Below are 18121 nucleotides of genomic sequence, written 5' to 3' on the forward strand. Positions count from 1 at the left end.
GAGCTAGATTAAACATTAACACTCTGCAAATCTTGTAACGGCCAGCGTGGTTTTGCTTTTATTTCCAAACCTTGAGTATGCCCTGCTTTTAAACGTTGCATTCCTGCATAAGCAATCATGGCCCCATTATCAGTACAAAATTCACTACGCGGGTAGAACACTTCACCACCTAACTTTTTCATCGTAGCGGCAAGTTGCTCACGTAAAGCTGTGTTAGCACTTACTCCACCTGCAACCACTAAACGTTTTAAACCGGTCTGTTTTAAAGCTCGCTTACACTTTATGGCAATGGTATCAATCACAGCTTCTTGGAAAGCATAGGCAATATCAGCTTGAGTCTGATCATCTTTGCCTTCTCGTGCAATCGTCACCGCAGCAGAAGTTTTTAAACCACTAAAGCTAAAATCTAACCCAGGTCTATCAGTCATAGGACGAGGAAACTTAAACCGCCCCGCTACGCCTTGTTCGGCCATTTTAGCTAAACGAGGTCCACCAGGATAATCCAACCCTAACAATTTAGCGGTTTTATCAAATGCTTCACCCGCAGCATCATCAATACTTTCACCTAATAAGGTGTATTCACCAATCGCATCCACTTGCACTAATAAGGTATGGCCACCTGATACGAGTAATGCGACAAAGGGAAAATCTGGTTTATGTTCTTCTAACATAGGCGCGAGTAAGTGACCTTCCATGTGATGCACTGCTATCGCAGGTTTCCCCCATGCGTAGGCTAAGCTGCGGCCAATACAAGAACCGACTAATAATGCGCCTACTAATCCAGGCCCCGCGGTATAAGCAATGGCATCAATATCATCTTTAGTACAATTAGCGAGTTTCAAAGCATCTTTAATCAGTGGAATTGTTTTACGAACATGGTCGCGTGACGCTAACTCAGGAACAACACCACCATAATCAGCGTGTAATTTCACCTGACTATATAATTGGTGAGATAACAAACCTTGTTGATCGTCATAAACAGCAATACCTGTTTCATCACATGACGTTTCAATGCCTAAAATGCGCATAATAAACAACCTTATAGCTAAAACAATTAGCTCATTAATTAAGCTAATTAAATAAAATAGAGGATATAATAAAAAATTAGACGCATTCTAACGGAAAAGTGCATTTAAGATTGCTTTTTTTGTCGATCTTGATTATAAAATGCAGATCTGAGGATCTTTGGGATCTTTATACTTTATTAATTAAAATTAGTGCGGAATTTCTTTACATTATCCCCCAAATAGGATTAAAATCTCGCACCAATTTAAATGCACTGGTCAATTTACGACCGTAACCATAAAGGTAATAGGCATATGCCAGTAATTAAACTTCGTGAAAACGAACCATTTGACGTAGCACTACGTCGTTTTAAACGTTCTTGTGAAAAAGCAGGTATCTTAGCAGAAACACGTAAGCGTGAATTCTTTGAAAAACCTACTACAGTTCGCAAACGTGCTAAAGCAGCAGCTGTTAAACGTCACTTGAAAAAACTTTCTCGTGATAACGCACGTCGCGTTCGTCTATACTAGAATAGATAAAGGTTTCCGATGTCTATAAAAACAAGATTACAAGAAGAACAAAAGCTTGCAATGCGCGCTAAGGATAAGGTCCGTTTAAAGACTATCCGCTCATTAATTGCTGCTGTGAAACAGATTGAACTCGATGACAAAGTTGAATTGGATAACGACGCTGTAACTGCGGTGGTTGTTAAATCAGTAAAACAGCGTAAAGACTCAATCTCGCAGTTTGAAAAAGCTGACCGTACTGATCTTGTTGATATTGAGAAAATGGAACTTGTTATTTTAGAAGAGTTTTTACCTCAAGCACTCACTTCGGAAGAAGTTGAAGCACATATTAAGCAAGCTATTGCAGCAGTTGATGCACAAGGCATGCAAGATATGGGCAAAGTGATGGGGATACTCCAAAAAGAGATACAAGGAAGAGCGGATATGGGTTCAGTCAGTGGTCTTGTAAGAGCACACTTGAAATAAACCCTATTCATCTTTTTTGATTAAAAAACCTCAGCTTAATACTTAAGTCTGAGGTTTTTTTGTTTTAACCTGTATTAAATATTAATTCCCCCTATTATTTATTCATCTATTAATTGTAATGAGTATTAACAACTATTGTGTACTTTTAACCACAACGAGTATACTAGCCTCTTTTATCAATAGGACTCACAATGGCCGGCCGCATTCCCAAAAATTTCATTGACGATCTGATTTCTCGCACCGATATCGTTGATGTAATTGATAGCCGTCTTAAATTGAAGAAAAAAGGTAAAAGCTACCGCGCACGCTGTCCCTTTCATAATGGTAATAACGACTCAACTTTCTCTGTAAGTCCAGATCAACAGTTTTACCATTGTTTTAATTGTGGGGTTAGCGGTAATGTCGTTTCCTTCCTTATGGATTACGACGGAATTGAATTTGTCGATGCCGTAGAAGTACTCGCAGAGCAATTGTCCATTGAAGTACCCCGTGAAGAATCAGGGCACACTCAACCAGCAACCACTTATGTCGATAGAAAAGATCTTTATCAACTGATGGCTGACATAACCCGCTTTTATCAACAACAATTACGTACACATAAACACAGTGAAAAAGTCATTAACTACTTAAAAAGTAGAGGCTTGTCGGGTGAAACAACTAAACATTTTCAAATCGGTTATGCCCCCGATGGTTGGGATGAAGTACGTAAAAAATTCGCTATCAACAAGCAATTAGAGCAACAGTTAATTGATGCTGGCATGCTGATCAGTAAAGATAGCGGTGGTAGCTATGACCGTTTCCGCGATCGCTTAATGTTCCCTATTCTAGATAGGCGTGGTCGAGTAATCGGCTTTGGTGGGCGTGTTTTTGATGATACAACACCAAAATATTTAAATTCGCCGGAAACCCCTATTTTCCATAAAGGCAAAGAACTTTATGGTTTGTATCAAGTTAAACAACATGAAAAAGACGTAAAACGCATTTTAGTCGTTGAAGGTTATATGGATGTTGTTGCGCTAGGACAATTTGATATTCACTATGCAGTTGCTTCTTTAGGGACGGCAACCACACCAGATCATATTCAATTATTGTTTAGACAAACCAGCGAAGTTATTTGTTGTTTTGATGGTGATAGCGCGGGACGAACCGCAGCATGGCGGGCCCTTGAAAATGCCCTACCCTCTATTCAAGATGGTCGAACATTACGCTTTATGTTCTTGCCTGACGGTGAAGATCCAGATAGCCTAGTACAAAAAGAAGGCAAAGCATTTTTTGAAAAGTTGGTTGACCAAGCAATGCCATTATCAGATTTTTTATACCAACATCTACTAACACAAGTTGATATGCGTAGTGCCGATAGTAAATCTAAATTAGCACAACTAGCGATTCCGTTATTAAAAAAACTGCCTGACTCTGTATTTAGACAGATGATGGAAACGCGTTTAATTAGCTTATTAGGCATTGAAAAAGAAGGCTTAAAAAAGCTTTTACCCGCGCCAACAAAACTTGAAAAAAGACCAACATCAAAAAAAATAACGCCAATGCGTTTAGCTATTTCATTACTACTACAGAATCCGCAAATGGCCTATCAGTTAGATGAAATACCTGAATTTAAAGAAATGCAAATACCCGGCTTAACTCTTTTAAATTCACTACTTGAAATTTGTAGGGACACACCCCATCTCTCTACTGGTCTACTATTAGAACATTGGCGCGAACAGCCACAAGAAAAGCAACTAATTGCTTTAGCAACTTGGAATAACCAAGTACAAGAAGATAAATACGAACAAGTATTTTTCGACATATTAGATAATTTTTTATCATTACACCTGACCCAACGAATTGAGTTTTTAAAACAAAAATCAAGGCAAGGTGAGATTTTAACTACAGAAGAAACAGTCCAGCTGGCTCAACTTCTAAAAGAACAAAAACAACATTAATGGGATTGGCATAAAATTCATTTTAAGCGTATACTCGAGCGCTTATATTTTTTCCCATTTACACCACATTTCACGACTAATTTTGGATGGTACCTATGGCGCAAACACCTCAATCACAGCTTAAAGAGCTGATCATTAAAGGTAAAGAGAATGGTTTCTTAACCTTCGCAGAAGTGAATGATCACCTTCCGCAAGATATCGTTGAGTCAGAGCAAATTGAAGATATCATTCAGATGATCAACGACATGGGTATCCGAGTTGTTGAAACTGCTCCTGATGCTGATGATCTTATTCTTTCTGGCACTGATAACGATGAACCGGATGAAGATGCGGTAGAAGCCGCAGCACAAGTATTAGCAACGGTTGAGTCAGAAATTGGCCGTACTACCGACCCTGTTCGTATGTACATGCGCGAAATGGGTACAGTAGAACTACTGACACGTGAAGGCGAGATTGTTATCGCTAAACGTATCGAAGAAGGCATTAAAGAAGTACAGAACTCTGTTTCTGAATATCCAGCAACCATTCGTAACCTATTAGATAACTACGATAGCTATGAAGCAGAAGAAATGAAACTAACTGATTTAATCAGTGGTTTTATTGATCCAAATGATGATATGACACAAGCGGTTAGTGCAACCAATATCGGTTCTGAATTATCGGAAGCTGAATTAGATGACGATGCTGATGACAAAGAAGATGACGAAGAAGAGGAAGAAGGTCCTAAAGGCCCTTGTCCAGAAGAAGCGGCAGAAAAATTCACTGAACTACGTCGTTTAAACAACATCGTTGAAAAATCAATTACAAAAAATGGCCGTAAACATGCGGACACCTTAAGTGCGATTGAAGAACAAGCTGAATATTTCCAACAATTTAAACTCATTCCAAAACAGTTTGACCGTATGGTAAAACTGATACGTGGCAACATGAGTGCTGCACGTGTTCAAGAACGTTTAATATTAAAAATCTGTGTTGAACAGTGCAAAATGCCAAAAGCTGAATTCATTAAAATCTTCAAAGGTAATGAAACTAACAGTGCGTGGTTAGAGAAAGTACTCGCTGGCAATCAACCTTATGTTCAAGGTATTAAAGAGTCGGTAGAAGATTTAGAGCGTTGCATCCGTAAAATGCTAGCAATCGAAGTAGAAAGTGCACTAACTATCGCTAACTTGAAAGAAATTTCTCGTGCAATGAGCATTGGTGAAACTAAAGCTCGTCGTGCTAAGAAAGAAATGGTCGAAGCTAACTTACGTCTAGTTATCTCGATTGCTAAAAAATACACCAACCGTGGTTTACAGTTCTTAGATTTAATCCAAGAAGGTAATATCGGTCTAATGAAAGCCGTTGATAAATTTGAATACCGTCGTGGTTACAAGTTCTCAACTTATGCTACATGGTGGATCCGCCAAGCAATCACTCGTTCTATTGCTGACCAAGCGCGTACGATCCGTATTCCTGTACACATGATTGAAACGATTAACAAACTTAACCGTATTTCGCGTCAAATGTTACAAGAGATGGGCCGTGAACCACAGCCAGAAGAGCTAGCTGAACGTATGATGATGCCTGAAGATAAAATTCGTAAGGTATTAAAAATTGCTAAAGAGCCAATCTCAATGGAAACCCCAATTGGTGATGATGAAGATTCACACCTAGGTGACTTCATTGAAGATACAACGATTGCACTACCTGTTGATAGCGCAACTAGCGAAAGCCTTAAAAATGCAACTAACGATGTATTAGAAGGGTTAACAGCTCGTGAAGCTAAAGTACTGCGTATGCGTTTTGGTATTGATATGAATACAGACCACACGTTAGAAGAAGTAGGTAAACAGTTTGATGTAACACGTGAACGTATTCGTCAGATTGAAGCTAAAGCACTACGTAAGCTTCGTCATCCTAGCCGAAGTGAACAACTTCGTAGCTTCTTAGACGAGTAAACACTAGGTAAAGGTCAGATAGTTCTGTTTTCTTATATAAATCTGACCTTTAACGCTGATAAAATAAGCAATCAAACGTAATAGACTAGACACGTAAAAATCTAGCTTATATAATCAGCCCACAAATTTAGGCCCTTTAGCTCAGTTGGTTAGAGCATACGACTCATAATCGTCAGGTCCCCCGTTCGAGTCGGGGAAGGGCCACCATATTTTAAAAGCCGTAATAGATTAATTTCTGTTACGGCTTTTTTATACCTGTCTCAACGGTCCAATAACAAAAACCACTTCAGGTATAGATTAACTCTTTGATATTCACTCTGAAGGAGTTAGCCACTATGAAAATATCTACAGCATAAGAACTCAAGCTCGTCATTTGATAAAGTGGCAACGAATGGAATGGGTTCACTTGCTGATTTAATCGACACAACACCAAACAATCCTCTTACGCTACTTTATAAAGGGTTTTATTCACTTCGGTTATTGAATTAATGACAAAGCAATGGATCGAGCATCATTAACAGCGCCTCTGAAAAAAGAAAGTAGTTTGAGGTCACTCGCAAGGTGATCGCTCGAGATCAAATTATTCGCTTAAAAAGCTCGAAAAAATGAAATTAGCTTCCAACAACGATTGATTTTCGCTTGGAAAACGCACCATAAAAGGTATGTAAATAAAAGCAGCAAAAAAATGCCAGTCAATGATTAACTGACTGGCATTAGATAAAAGTACATTTTTTACTTGTTACCATTCATATCTAACGGCCTACTGCTTTATCTATTTATATTGTTCTATTTATATTGTTTAATTAGGCTATTTTTTCGCGATAACCCATATAGCATGGACAATACCGGGAATGTAGCCAAGTATTGTCAGTAATATGTTAAGGACAAGAGTCCATGAAAATCCGACTTGTAAAAACACACCTACTGGCGGTAGTAAAATAGCGAAAATAATACGAATAATATCCATGATTTAATCCTTAAAATTATTTAATCCAATAAAATGGGTAAGTATTCAAATACTGACCTTGTTCAATAATTATTGAGCAAACATCACGCCATTATTTAAGCCAAACAAAACACAAGCATAAAGCATTGATTTCAAACGACTTAAATTGATTTTTAGAATAAAATAATGATAAGGGGAAATAATTGAAGATTTCAAACAAGAAAATAATTCTCGGTAGTTGTAAAATTTACTTATCTACTTATAGAAAATGTTAGAGCACTTAAAACTCATTCTTCAAAGTATTTAAGTTAGAACTATTCGATATGCCACGAAGATAATATTTTCAGAAACACTAAGGGGTTAAAAAGGACTGATATTGAATGATGTTAGCATTAAGGAAAACCAACTTATCTCCCACAATATAACCAGTAGCACACTTCTTCTATCACTGTTGCTATCACTGTAATTAATGGGAGTTAAAAGCTAAACTTTTACAATTTGATTTCTTCCATTGTCTTTGGCTTTATAAAGCGCCTTATCAGCGCGTTTAAACCACTCTGTAAAGCTTTCACCTTCCCTATAGGTTGACATGCCAGCACTGAAAGTAACTTGAGGAGCAGGACTAAAATCCATCGTAGCGACCCTTTCACGCACCTCTTCCATATGCTCATAGACTTTCTCTGAAGTAGAGGCCGATAATAACACTACAAACTCTTCGCCGCCCCATCGACAGATAAGATCTTCTTTACGCATGCTTGTGGTCAATTCATTGGCGAAGCGACACAGAACCTTATCTCCCGTGTCATGTCCATATTTGTCGTTAATATTTTTAAAGTTATCAAGATCGAGGACCGCTAATGCAATACTTACATGATGTCTTTTAGCGCGCGAGAGCTCTTTTTCAACTAACGCATTAAAAGCACGACGATTATATAAATTAGTCAATGAGTCTTTAGAAACTTGCACTTCAAGTTTATCATTCTGTTCATTGAGCAAGATATTTTTAGATGAAATCTCTTTAGTTCGTTCTCTAACCATCTCTTCCAGCTGAGTGGTATGATGATGAATTTTTTGAAGGCTGCGATGAAACGCTTTAGAAAGTGCGCCAATTTCATCTTTAGAATGAATAATACGTATAAAATTACTTTTAGCGGTTACCGACGCTTTTACATCTTTAGTTAGCCTCACTATAGGACCTGTAACCTTATTTGATAATTGGCTTATGATAAACAAAAAAACAATCATTAGGATAATTGAAATAGTTAATGCACTGTATACAATGCTGTATATACCTCGAAAAATTTCAGATTCTTGAGTAGTTACAAATAAATTCCACCCAGGTAAATACTTAATCTTAGAAAAAGTAACTATTTTAGACTCTTGTAATTGTGTATCGTAATAACGCCCATAACCATTATTTTGTGATTTGGTTTGCCTTGTTATTCTATAAAACCCAGGGAAAGTAGCGCTATCCGAGGTTGAAAGACGACTTTTCATTACTACACTAGGAGCAGGGTGTGCGACCACTAAATCATTGGAATCGGATAACCAAGCATAACTACCATTTGCTAATTTGATTGATGATAATTTATCAATAATGGTTTTTAGTGGCACAGCCACGGCGAGTGTTCCTTGCCATTTATCCTGGTCATTTAACACTGGTACGGCAACGATTATCACTGGTTTTTTTTCAAATAACGTGTCCGAAGGCACTGTGATGTTATAGGGTTTGTTTTGCCACTCTTCACCTTTCAAAAACAAAGGGTTTGTCACTTTATTTTTATTGCCTGAAGCATCAACTAAGTTTAAATTTTGATCCACGTAAATAGCATTAACAAAGTTACGATTACCTACTTTCATCAAACGTTGCAGTGTTTGCTTGATTTTATCTGGGTCATTTTTTTTAAGTAACGAGTCATCACTTTGCATTTTTAACATCGCAATATATTGAGCAAATTCTTGGCTCAATATATTGGCATGCATATTTGAGATTTCACTGGATTTTTCGAGTTCTAAATTCAGTACATTCTCTCGTTGATTGATAAAAATAGTCACTAACAATAACGCAGTGAAACAAATCATCACTAATGAAAACAGAGTAATCATTTTGGCTTTTATACTATAAAACATAATCACCTTAGGTGAGGTTATTAAAGGTGATAAAAACATCAACTTTAAAGATGGGTAACAATTATCATTTGTAATACTATACAAAGAAAAAGCAGATAACTATTTCAATCTAAAAACTAATAATATACGAACTCAACATTTATTATGATAAATATTAAAGTGATAAAGTAGTAATAATATGAATTTTTATCACATATGATTAATACTTTGTATTAAAACCTTACAATTCACTTTTTTAAATGTTGTAACGCACAATTTACATACTTGCAACAATAAGTATTATATTAGCATTTTATGTAAATATAATTAGATTAAGTCAATAAATTTTATAAAAAATTTACATTTAAAGTGAAACATTCCACTCTTTTTTAGAGCCCAATATTCTATCGAATTGATACCAGTAATTTTATAATCAATCCTAAAACTAATTCAGTAAGTAATACCGTCAGCGTTAAAGCTAAACATACTCACTCAAATATCTTTTTCTATTATTGAATTCAAGTAATAGTAAAACTCCCCTAGTAAATCAGAATATTTACTTTAAGCTAATCGTTAATTAAATAAGCAATAGATAGGACAACACATGAGTGATTTACCTCCATCACGTATTACTGAAATATTAAAACTCGACCAGCAACAACGCTTTCAATATTTATGTAAAGAAGTAAACAAGCAACAACAAATTTGGTTATTAATAGATGAACATGGTTGCGTTATGCTCAACACAGAAGATGAAGACTGTGTTCCGGTATGGCCAAATAAGGAGTTTGCTGAGGACTGGGCGACAGAAGAATGGTCTCATTGTAAGGCTGAAGCGATTAGCTTGAATAAGTGGCGTGAACGTTGGACACCAGGCTTAGAAGATGATGAACTATCGATTGTTGTTTTCCCAGACAAAGCTCTAAAAGGGTTAATTTTCTTCCCTGATGAATTTGAACATGAACTTAACCTTAAAAGTAAAAAATAAAAAATTAACAAGTGTATTAATTGTTAATGTGTTGCTGAGTTGATGACAGTTTCAATTGCGCTTTATCAAAAGTACACTGAAGAAAACTGATACCCGTTACTATGCTTTATAGAAAATATGATTAAAGCAGGCATAAATAATAAGTCGAATGAGAGCAAGATGAACCGAACAATAAACACCTTGAAACATTTATTACCCATTAAATGGTTGCTGCTAGCTTGCCTTTCATTCTCTTCTAGTTTGTCTGCACACCCGCACGCATGGGTAGATACAAACACAGCGATTGGAAGTGACAAAACACATATTACCGCCTTACACATGACTTGGACTTTTGATGCAGAAACATCAGACTATATGTTACAGGGTGAAGATATTAGCCCAGAACATATCGATAATACGTTACAGTTATTAGCTACCAGCGTCACCAATAACATGTATAACGAACATTATTTTACCTATTTCTATGTTGGTAATACGCCGATTAAGTTCAAGACAGCACGTTATCCTCAGCTAATACAATATCAAGACAAGTTAGTGCTAACCTTTGATATTCCCTTATCTGAGCCTATCGCGTTTAATAATAAAGACTTTAAACTGTTTATTTACGATTCAACTTATTTTGTTGATATGTCATGGCTTGAGGCACAGGATATTCAACTCACCGAAGACATTAGTAAACACTGTAAATATAAATTACTTGAACCTACAGCCTCAGATGCGCAACGTGCTTATACTTTATCCTTAGCAGATGACGTAGCGCCCAATAATGCACTCGGACAACTCTTTTCTCAGCAGTTCCAGTTACACTGCGACTAATGAATATATGGAGGGGTAGCAAATCCCCCTTCTCTCCCATTTACAGATTTTTCTACCATTAGGAAGTAACTATGCTTTCAATTTTTGATATTTATAAAATAGGTATTGGGCCGTCGAGCTCACATACCAGTGGCCCTATGCTAGCCGCTTATCTGTTTGCCACTGCTAACCAAGAAAATATAGAACGTATTACCAGTATTAAAATTGAACTGTATGGATCTTTGTCGTTAACGGGCAAGGGGCACCATACAGATAGAGCTATCATGTTAGGTTTAATGGGCTTTAAACCAGATACAGTAAAAACCAATACTGCCAATAAATTATTAAAGGAAATTGCAGAAACAAACATGCTGCCGTTTTTAAATACACAGAGCATTGCATTTAATCCAGAGATTGATATTGAGTTTAAACGTGAAAGCTTGCCATTGCATGAAAATGGAATGCGTTTGATGGCTTATGAGCAAGATAAACAAATCGACTCTCACACTTATTACTCAACCGGTGGCGGGTTTATCAGCACAGAAGAGCAATTATTAAACCCCGTTAAAACACCTAAAAATAGCGTACCTTACCCTTTTAATTCAGCAGAAAGCTTACTCAACCAAGCAGACCGAAATGGATTAAGCATTGGTGGCTTGGTATTAAAGAATGAGCTTAGTTTTTGCAGTGAGCAACAACTCGATGAAACGGCTGAGAAGATATGGAAAGTGATCTCACTATGTCTGGAGCGAGGCCTGAAAACAGAAGGCATCCTAGAAGGTGGTTTACAGGTTGTGCGCCGAGCACCCGCTTTATTAAAAACACTACAATCTAGTGAAGGGATTGATAACGACCCAATGAGTATTTTAGATTGGGTTAACCTGTATGCCTTTGCGGTTAGTGAAGAAAATGCAGCTGGCGGGCAAGTGGTCACATCCCCGACCAATGGTGCAGCAGGAGTTATCCCTTCAGTCTTAATGTATTACAACAAATACATACGTGAAATTGATACAGCGAAATTAAAGGACTTTTTAGCCGTATCAGCAGCGATTGGAATGCTATATAAAATGAATGCTTCTATTTCAGGGGCAGAAGTAGGTTGCCAAGGTGAAATTGGCGTTTCATCATCAATGGCAGCAGCAGGTTTAACAGCAATTCGAGGCGGTAGTAATGAGCAAATTTGCATTGCCGCTGAAATAGCAATGGAGCATTCACTAGGTATGACCTGTGACCCGATCGGTGGACTAGTACAAATCCCCTGTATAGAGCGTAATGCAATGGGTGCAATGAAAGCGATTAATGCCTCTAGAATGGCCTTAAAACGTAATAGTAAATCACTCATTTCGTTAGATAAAGTGATCGCTACTATGTTTCAAACTGGTAAAGATATGAATAAAAAATACCGTGAAACATCACAGGGTGGATTGGCTGTGATTCACCTAGCGCCGCCTTGCGAATAAGTTATTATCTATTAACTGACACTGATTTCTTTTCTGTTAACCGACATTAGCTAATGAATAACAACCTCTTACAATTAAGAGGTTGTTATTATCTAGAAGTCGTTATAAGCCAATCAACACACTTTTCACTCCATACATGTTTTATTTAAAAAATGGTTTTATTTAAAAAATGGTTTTATTTAATAAATGGCTTTATTCAATACATCGCTATATTAGTTTATTTTTAATAACTCAACATCAAAAATCAATAATGACCCGGGGGTGATTTTACCTGCACTGCGATTGCCATAAGCAAGCTTACTCGGGATGAAGAAACGGAATTTATCCCCTTCCACCATCAATTGAACACCTTCCGTCCAACCTGGAATAACTTGATGCAAACCAAAAGAAATAGGCTCACCACGGTCTACTGAGCTGTCAAAAACCGTACCGTCAAGCAATGTGCCATGATAATGAACTTGTACGTTACTTTTTGCGGTTGGGTGTACTGTCCCTTCGCCTTTTTCTAATATCTCATATTGCAGACCGGAATCCGTCACCATCACCCCTTCTTTAGTTGCATTTTCAGTTAAAAACACCTCTCCTTTAGCAATATTTTCTGGCGCATTTTTACCTGCGTTCATAGATTGAAAAATAAAAAATGCGACGACTAGAATTAACGCAATAAGAATAAATTTAATCATACTAACTTCCTGAATTTGTAAAAATATAAAATGAAGTACTGACTGTACTAAATTTTACTGGTTTATTTAACTCTAATTTAAGATACACGCACAATACCGGTCACAGATACCGCTCTAATCATAGCAACCATAAAAAAACAGGGCATGGAGCTTAGCTGAAAGCTTATTATGCGGCAGTTCAGTAATGAGACATAAAAGGGAAAAGGACCGCTGAAAATAAACAGACAGTGGATAATAGATAGAGAATGAATAAGCTCTAAACAGTCATGAATATCGGAAAGCAGTGAGAAAACTAATTTTCTCACTGCTTTATTACGTTAATTTTTCAACGCATCAAGCATTTAACTTAATAGAGAGTCGAAATAATACGTTTAATTTCTGCTCTTTGTTGTTTCCATTGCATTCAATCTTAGCTCTTCATTAAGTTGTTTTTCTACGTAACCCGGTGAATGTGTATTACCGGAGATTAAACGGTACATAGCTGGAATAACAAACAAGGTCACCATGGTCGCAAACGCCATTCCAAAAAACACCACCGTCCCAACTGCGATTCGACTCTCAGAGCCTGCACCAGAAGATATAATGAGTGGAATTGAACCCGCCAGCGTAGTGAACGCAGTCATCAAAATAGGTCGTAAACGACGTGCAGAGGCATCAATGATCGCAACTTCTAGCGCAGCGCCTCTATCACGTAATTGATTAGCAAATTCAACAATCAAAATACCATTTTTTGTTACCATACCAATCAACATGATCATGCCAATTTGACTGTAGATATTTAATCCCTGACTCATCACAACCATACCAATAAAGCCACCCAACACCCCCATCGGTACGGTTAACATGACCACTAAGGGGTTGATAAAGCTTTCAAATTGAGCAGCTAGCACTAAATAGGCCACCAATAAAGCAAGTCCAAATACAATTAACACGCTACTACGGTTTTCTTTGTATTCTTTCGACTCACCATTATACGAGACTGAAATGTCACTTGGCAGTAACTCTATTGCTTTTGCGTCCAGGTAATCTAATACTTGCCCCAAAGACTTCCCTTCTGCGGCACTTCCGCCTAAGGTAATTGATTTTTGTTTATTGTAATGAGACAAACGGTTGGCGGAAGCCACCTCTTCGATATCAGCAATAGTATCTAAAGTGATCAATTCACCACGATTGGTGCGCATATAAATCTGACTTAAATCACTGACATTATTGAAGCTGTTTTCATCACCGCGTAAATAAACATCATATTCTTCACCGCGATCGATATAAGTGGTTTCACTACGACCTCCGAGCATCACTTCTAAGGTTTGAGATAGTTCATCCAAACTCACTCCTAATTCCGCCGATCTTTGTTTGTCTAAGGTCACCACTAATTCAGGTGTTTTTTCTGAATAATCTAAATCACCATTAATGAGTATGCCATCTGCTTCAGCATGTTGCCTTAATAGCTCGGCATACTTGGCTAGCTCAGGGTAATCGGAACCACCAAGTACAAACTCAACTTGGTCACCAGAACCTCCTCTGAAACCTGGTAATAATGGACGCACTTTAATATCAGGTAGATTTTTTAATGCTTTATTAACCAAACCAAGCGCTTGATTGGCCGATACACTTCGCTCATTCCAGTCTTCTAAAATCATAATAACGAAACCGGTTTGGTCCCCCGCGTTACCACCAAATGCCGGCGCTTGAGTACTAAAAGACTTGATCACACCTTGACCTAGTAGTGGCATCAAACGCGCTTGTACTAAATCCATATTAGCCGACATACGGTTAAAACTAGTGCCTTCGGCTCCTTTCACAAAAGCGAAGATCACCCCTCTATCTTCCTTAGGCGCTAATTGTGAAGGAATTTGTTGCATTAAAAAGTAACTCCCCGCAATACAAGCCAAAATAACTAAGGGGGCCGCTAAACGCAATTTCATTGCATAGACTAAACCACCACGATAAACACTTTCTAAGCGTGAAAACTGTTTATCCACCCAACGGTTAAAACGGTTTTGTTGTTGATGCTCTTTTAACATTTTACTCGCTAATACGGGCGTTAATGTTAAGGCAATAAAGGATGAGAAAATAACCGACATGGCGAGTAATACTGAAAACTCAGTAAATAATAGTCCTACCATGCCGTCCATAAAGGAGATAGGTAAAAAAACCATCACCAACACCATAGTGGTCGCGATAACAGCAAAACCAACTTCTCTGGCGCCCTTATAAGCAGCCATCAAGGGTTTTTCCCCTTTTTCAAGGTGGTGGAAAATATTCTCAACCACCACGATCGCATCATCAACCACCAGCCCTATCGATAAAATTAGCGCCATTAAGGTAATTAAATTGATGGAGAATCCGAAATAATAGGCTGCAATAAAAGCGGAAATTAACGATACAGGTACTGTAATGGCAGGAATGATGGTGGCCCTTGCTTGACCAATAAAAATATACAAGACCAAGATCACCAGCCCACCAGTGATCATTAAGGTGTTATAAACCTCTTCAATAGAACGCTCGATAAATACAGTCGAATCATAATCCACTAACAAGGTCGTATTTTCAGGTAAAAACTGTTGAATATTATCCACTTCTTTGCGCACAGCAGCAGCAACTTGTAATGGGTTAGCATCGGATTGGGCAACAATACCTAAGCTTAGATTAACCACTCCATTACTTTTGAAGGCAGAGTTTTCATTTTCAGCTCCTACATAGACTTTTGCGACATCTTTTAAATAAATAGGAGTCCCATCATTGGCAGTCCGAACCACTAAATAATCAAAATCTTGAGGTTCCGCATATAAGCGTGCTGTTCTAACTGACATCACCGTGGTGTCATTGCGTACTTCACCTCCAGGATTTTCAACATTTTCGGTTTGTAATGCATTAACAATGTCATTTGTGGTCACAGATCGGCCAGCCATCATGTCTGGATATAACTTCACATACATGACCTTGTATAAGCCACCCGATAAATCCACTGAACTCACACCGCTGATCAAACTAAATCGGTCTACCAAAATACGATCTGCATAATCGGTAAGTTGAGTCCTATCCATGGTTGTCGAGTTGAGATTAATATAAAGGGAAGGCTCACCTGAACCGTTGTTTTTAGAAACAATAGGCTCATCGGCTTCATCGGGTAAACTTCGTTCTGCTTTAGCTACTGCATCACGAATATCGCTAACGCCTTCGGTTAAGTCCCAACCTAAATCAAATGTCACCGTGATACGTGACATACCATTTCGAGTAACTGACTCAATGTCATCAATACCGCTAATACCTGTAATTTGATCTTCAATAACAGCAGTAACCTGACTCTCCATGATGGTTGCACTTGCTCCTTCATAACGAGTCATGACCGATACAACCGGGCTTTCTATATCCGGCATTTCACGAACAGAGAGCTTACTAAAAGAAACTGCACCAAATACACACAGCAATAAGCTTAATACTATTGCCATTACCGGTCGTTTTACCGACACATCTGATAGCCACATTATTTACGGTCCTTGTCAGTCTTTGCTTTCGCATTAACATCTGCTGCTGAACCTTCTTTACCTAAATCATTGATGACTAGACCATCACGCATATTCACCAAACCTTGCACGACAATACGCTCTCCAATTTCCAAACCTGATTCAATTAAAGCTTGGTCACCGATACGCGCACCGAGGGTCACCTCTCTACGTTGTACTTTATTATCATCACCAATCACATACACAAAGCGTTTAGTACCTGAGTACTCCAGCGATTGCACTTCAATAATAGGCTCATTAACAGCGGCAAACACCAGCTGAGACTTCATCATCATACCGGGCTTTAATTGTTGACTTTTATTATCGAAAAGCAAACGAACACGTAGGTTCAAGGTGTCAGGATTGATACGCGAATCAACAGCGGCTACTTTACCTATAAACGAAGTATCGGACCACGCACGGCTAATAGCTGAAACATCCATACCAATTTCGACCATAGATAAATAACGCTCAGGGACAGGTAAATCTAAAGTCATTTCAGAGAGGTCATCTAAGGTCAGTAACGTTTCACCTATGGCTACGGTTTTACCTTCACTAAAGTCCAGTAAACCGATGGTGCCAGCGAAAGGGGCAACAAGACGGTGATTATCAACAAAAACTTGTGCTGCAAGTAAACGCGCTTTAGCAATTGCAACTACCGAGGCTTGTCCATCAAATTCTGTTTGTGTGACGGCCTGCTTTTTTATTAAACGCTGAAAATCTTTTAGCTTCCTTTGTTCATCTCGTAAATAAGCCCTAGCTTCAGCCAATAAAGCTTTTGCTTTAGCATCATCTAATTGAATAAGTAGTTGCCCTTTTTTTACTGTTTGGTTTGCTTCTACCGCTATCCGCGTGACTTTGGCTGTCACTTCTGAGGCAATGCTAACAAATTGTTCGGCTTGTAACTTACCGATCAGGGTTAAGGATTGAGCAACTTCATGCATCGCAACCACATCACTATGAACAGGTACAGCGGGTGCTGGACCACGAGCAGAAGCTAAACTGCTAACGACACTCAATAATAGCCCCGCAAAAATAAAAACCTTCTTTGATTTATTCATTATTTGATCTTCTAGTAGATATGGTTCGAGTAACAAGAAAAAGACAATAGCATTCAACTATTGCTTCTATCATAAAGTAAAAAAAGGCAAAGATTGTGAAGAAAATGTGGAGATATGCTAAAAAAGAGAGAAAATAAATACGCTAAATGCTTAAAAAGCATGAAAATAAAAATAATTTATCGCAAAAATCAAATTAACTCACAGTAAGTAAGATTCAGGCATGGCTATAATAGAAACAATTATCTTTATCGACAACACGAACAAAACAAGTCATTAGGAGTAGTAGTTTATGGTTACTGTATTATTTCGTTGGGAAATAAATCCAGCACATGAAAAAGTATTTAAAGAAGGTTGGACAGAGTTAGTACAACGAAATATTGAAAAATACGGTGCTCTAGGCTCTCGTTTACATAAAACTAAGGATAATCAATGGGTTTCTTACAGTCAGTGGATAAGTGAAGAGCATTATTTGAAAGCACAAGGGTTGGAAGATAAACATGAAGGTGCGCGAGTTAAAATGCTAACTGCAATCATTAGCTCTGCTCAACCATTAGTATTAGTGCCTGTATTAGATCATTTAATCGGCACAAAAATTTAAACATTTATTCATCGTATCGAATATAAACCAAAACCTTAAACTAAAAAAAACAAGCAACTACAACGTTTTTATTACAGTCTCACAAGTATCCCTGTAAA

At 37.8% G+C, this 18121-nt stretch carries 14 protein-coding genes and 1 tRNA gene; 9 read left to right on the plus strand and 6 right to left on the minus strand.

Features of this window, described 5'->3' with window-relative positions; all coding sequences use genetic code 11:
- Positions 1–8: 8 nt before the first annotated feature.
- Entirely contained in the window at positions 9–1028 is a 1020-nt protein-coding gene (tsaD, locus tag MT390_RS09415; RefSeq protein ID WP_499440812.1) for a tRNA (adenosine(37)-N6)-threonylcarbamoyltransferase complex transferase subunit TsaD, read from the minus strand.
- A 291-nt stretch (positions 1029–1319) separates the two neighbouring features.
- Here tsaD and rpsU point away from each other — a divergent pair, with 291 nt between their 5' ends.
- The 5 genes from rpsU to MT390_RS09440 all read left to right on the plus strand — a co-directional run bounded on the left by rpsU (position 1320) and on the right by MT390_RS09440 (position 6084).
- Positions 1320–1535 carry a 30S ribosomal protein S21 gene (gene rpsU / locus MT390_RS09420; RefSeq protein WP_025563760.1) on the plus strand — a complete coding sequence of 72 codons (216 nt, stop codon included), beginning with the start codon at positions 1320–1322 and terminating at the stop codon, positions 1533–1535.
- Between the two features lie 18 nt (positions 1536–1553).
- Complete coding sequence (locus MT390_RS09425) at positions 1554–1997, plus strand: GatB/YqeY domain-containing protein (protein ID WP_028868999.1); 444 nt, start codon at positions 1554–1556, stop codon at positions 1995–1997.
- 191 nt (positions 1998–2188) lie between these two features.
- A complete protein-coding gene (dnaG, locus tag MT390_RS09430; RefSeq protein ID WP_499440814.1) occupies positions 2189–3937 on the plus strand; it encodes a DNA primase in 1749 nt (582 codons plus the stop codon).
- A 95-nt stretch (positions 3938–4032) separates the two neighbouring features.
- On the plus strand, positions 4033–5877 hold the full coding sequence (rpoD, locus tag MT390_RS09435) for an RNA polymerase sigma factor RpoD (RefSeq protein WP_205963082.1): 1845 nt from the start codon (positions 4033–4035) through the stop codon (positions 5875–5877).
- Positions 5878–6007: 130 nt separating this feature from the next.
- Positions 6008–6084 (plus strand) — tRNA-Ile (locus MT390_RS09440).
- Between the two features lie 601 nt (positions 6085–6685).
- Here MT390_RS09440 and MT390_RS09445 read toward each other — a convergent pair.
- Together MT390_RS09445 and MT390_RS09450 are read right to left on the minus strand one after the other, a co-directional pair.
- Entirely contained in the window at positions 6686–6844 is a 159-nt protein-coding gene (locus MT390_RS09445) for a YqaE/Pmp3 family membrane protein (protein ID WP_166372339.1), read from the minus strand.
- 462 nt (positions 6845–7306) lie between these two features.
- The gene (locus MT390_RS09450; RefSeq protein WP_499440815.1) at positions 7307–8953 is read right to left on the minus strand and encodes a sensor domain-containing diguanylate cyclase; all 1647 of its coding nucleotides are present in this window, start codon (positions 8951–8953) and stop codon (positions 7307–7309) included.
- A gap of 583 nt (positions 8954–9536) precedes the next feature.
- Between MT390_RS09450 and MT390_RS09455 the strand changes: the two genes are divergently transcribed.
- The 3 genes from MT390_RS09455 to MT390_RS09465 all read left to right on the plus strand — a co-directional run bounded on the left by MT390_RS09455 (position 9537) and on the right by MT390_RS09465 (position 12175).
- Positions 9537–9920, plus strand: a complete 384-nt coding sequence (locus MT390_RS09455; protein WP_499440816.1) for a DUF2750 domain-containing protein — start codon at positions 9537–9539, stop codon at positions 9918–9920.
- 159 nt (positions 9921–10079) lie between these two features.
- Positions 10080–10736 (plus strand): DUF1007 family protein, encoded by a 657-nt coding sequence (locus MT390_RS09460; RefSeq protein WP_499440818.1) that lies wholly within the window; start codon positions 10080–10082, stop codon positions 10734–10736.
- Positions 10737–10807: 71 nt separating this feature from the next.
- Positions 10808–12175 (plus strand): L-serine ammonia-lyase, encoded by a 1368-nt coding sequence (locus tag MT390_RS09465; protein WP_166372335.1) that lies wholly within the window; start codon positions 10808–10810, stop codon positions 12173–12175.
- A 212-nt stretch (positions 12176–12387) separates the two neighbouring features.
- Here MT390_RS09465 and bamJ read toward each other — a convergent pair whose 3' ends face one another.
- The 3 genes from bamJ to MT390_RS09480 form a co-directional block, all read right to left on the minus strand.
- Positions 12388–12858 carry a BamJ family beta-barrel-assembly machinery protein gene (gene bamJ, locus MT390_RS09470; RefSeq protein ID WP_499440819.1) on the minus strand — a complete coding sequence of 157 codons (471 nt, stop codon included), beginning with the start codon at positions 12856–12858 and terminating at the stop codon, positions 12388–12390.
- A 371-nt stretch (positions 12859–13229) separates the two neighbouring features.
- Complete coding sequence (locus MT390_RS09475) at positions 13230–16346, minus strand: multidrug efflux RND transporter permease subunit (protein WP_499440820.1); 3117 nt, start codon at positions 16344–16346, stop codon at positions 13230–13232.
- Positions 16346–17425, minus strand: coding sequence for an efflux RND transporter periplasmic adaptor subunit (locus MT390_RS09480; RefSeq protein ID WP_499440821.1), 1080 nt, complete (start codon positions 17423–17425; stop codon positions 16346–16348). Before MT390_RS09480 ends, MT390_RS09475 begins: the two co-directional genes overlap by 1 nt.
- 289 nt (positions 17426–17714) lie before the next feature.
- Between MT390_RS09480 and MT390_RS09485 the strand changes: the two genes are divergently transcribed.
- The gene (locus MT390_RS09485) at positions 17715–18023 is read left to right on the plus strand and encodes an antibiotic biosynthesis monooxygenase family protein (protein WP_166372331.1); all 309 of its coding nucleotides are present in this window, start codon (positions 17715–17717) and stop codon (positions 18021–18023) included.
- Positions 18024–18121: the final 98 nt, after the last annotated feature.

This window comes from Vibrio sp. 2-Bac 85 (genome assembly GCF_037546705.1).
In the GTDB taxonomy this organism is placed as follows: Bacteria; Pseudomonadota; Gammaproteobacteria; order Enterobacterales; family Psychromonadaceae; genus Psychromonas.

What these genes read in the sequence shown, in the direction of transcription:
- tsaD (WP_499440812.1), bottom strand. Translation starts at nt 1,028, where the DNA reads ATGCGCATTTTAGGCATTGAAACGTCATGTGATGAAACAGGTATTGCT.
- rpsU (WP_025563760.1), top strand. Translation starts at nt 1,320, where the DNA reads ATGCCAGTAATTAAACTTCGTGAAAACGAACCATTTGACGTAGCACTA.
- MT390_RS09425 (WP_028868999.1), top strand. Translation starts at nt 1,554, where the DNA reads ATGTCTATAAAAACAAGATTACAAGAAGAACAAAAGCTTGCAATGCGC.
- dnaG (WP_499440814.1), top strand. Translation starts at nt 2,189, where the DNA reads ATGGCCGGCCGCATTCCCAAAAATTTCATTGACGATCTGATTTCTCGC.
- rpoD (WP_205963082.1), top strand. Translation starts at nt 4,033, where the DNA reads ATGGCGCAAACACCTCAATCACAGCTTAAAGAGCTGATCATTAAAGGT.
- MT390_RS09445 (WP_166372339.1), bottom strand. Translation starts at nt 6,844, where the DNA reads ATGGATATTATTCGTATTATTTTCGCTATTTTACTACCGCCAGTAGGT.
- MT390_RS09450 (WP_499440815.1), bottom strand. Translation starts at nt 8,953, where the DNA reads ATGTTTTATAGTATAAAAGCCAAAATGATTACTCTGTTTTCATTAGTG.
- MT390_RS09455 (WP_499440816.1), top strand. Translation starts at nt 9,537, where the DNA reads ATGAGTGATTTACCTCCATCACGTATTACTGAAATATTAAAACTCGAC.
- MT390_RS09460 (WP_499440818.1), top strand. Translation starts at nt 10,080, where the DNA reads ATGAACCGAACAATAAACACCTTGAAACATTTATTACCCATTAAATGG.
- MT390_RS09465 (WP_166372335.1), top strand. Translation starts at nt 10,808, where the DNA reads ATGCTTTCAATTTTTGATATTTATAAAATAGGTATTGGGCCGTCGAGC.
- bamJ (WP_499440819.1), bottom strand. Translation starts at nt 12,858, where the DNA reads ATGATTAAATTTATTCTTATTGCGTTAATTCTAGTCGTCGCATTTTTT.
- MT390_RS09475 (WP_499440820.1), bottom strand. Translation starts at nt 16,346, where the DNA reads ATGTGGCTATCAGATGTGTCGGTAAAACGACCGGTAATGGCAATAGTA.
- MT390_RS09480 (WP_499440821.1), bottom strand. Translation starts at nt 17,425, where the DNA reads ATGAATAAATCAAAGAAGGTTTTTATTTTTGCGGGGCTATTATTGAGT.
- MT390_RS09485 (WP_166372331.1), top strand. Translation starts at nt 17,715, where the DNA reads ATGGTTACTGTATTATTTCGTTGGGAAATAAATCCAGCACATGAAAAA.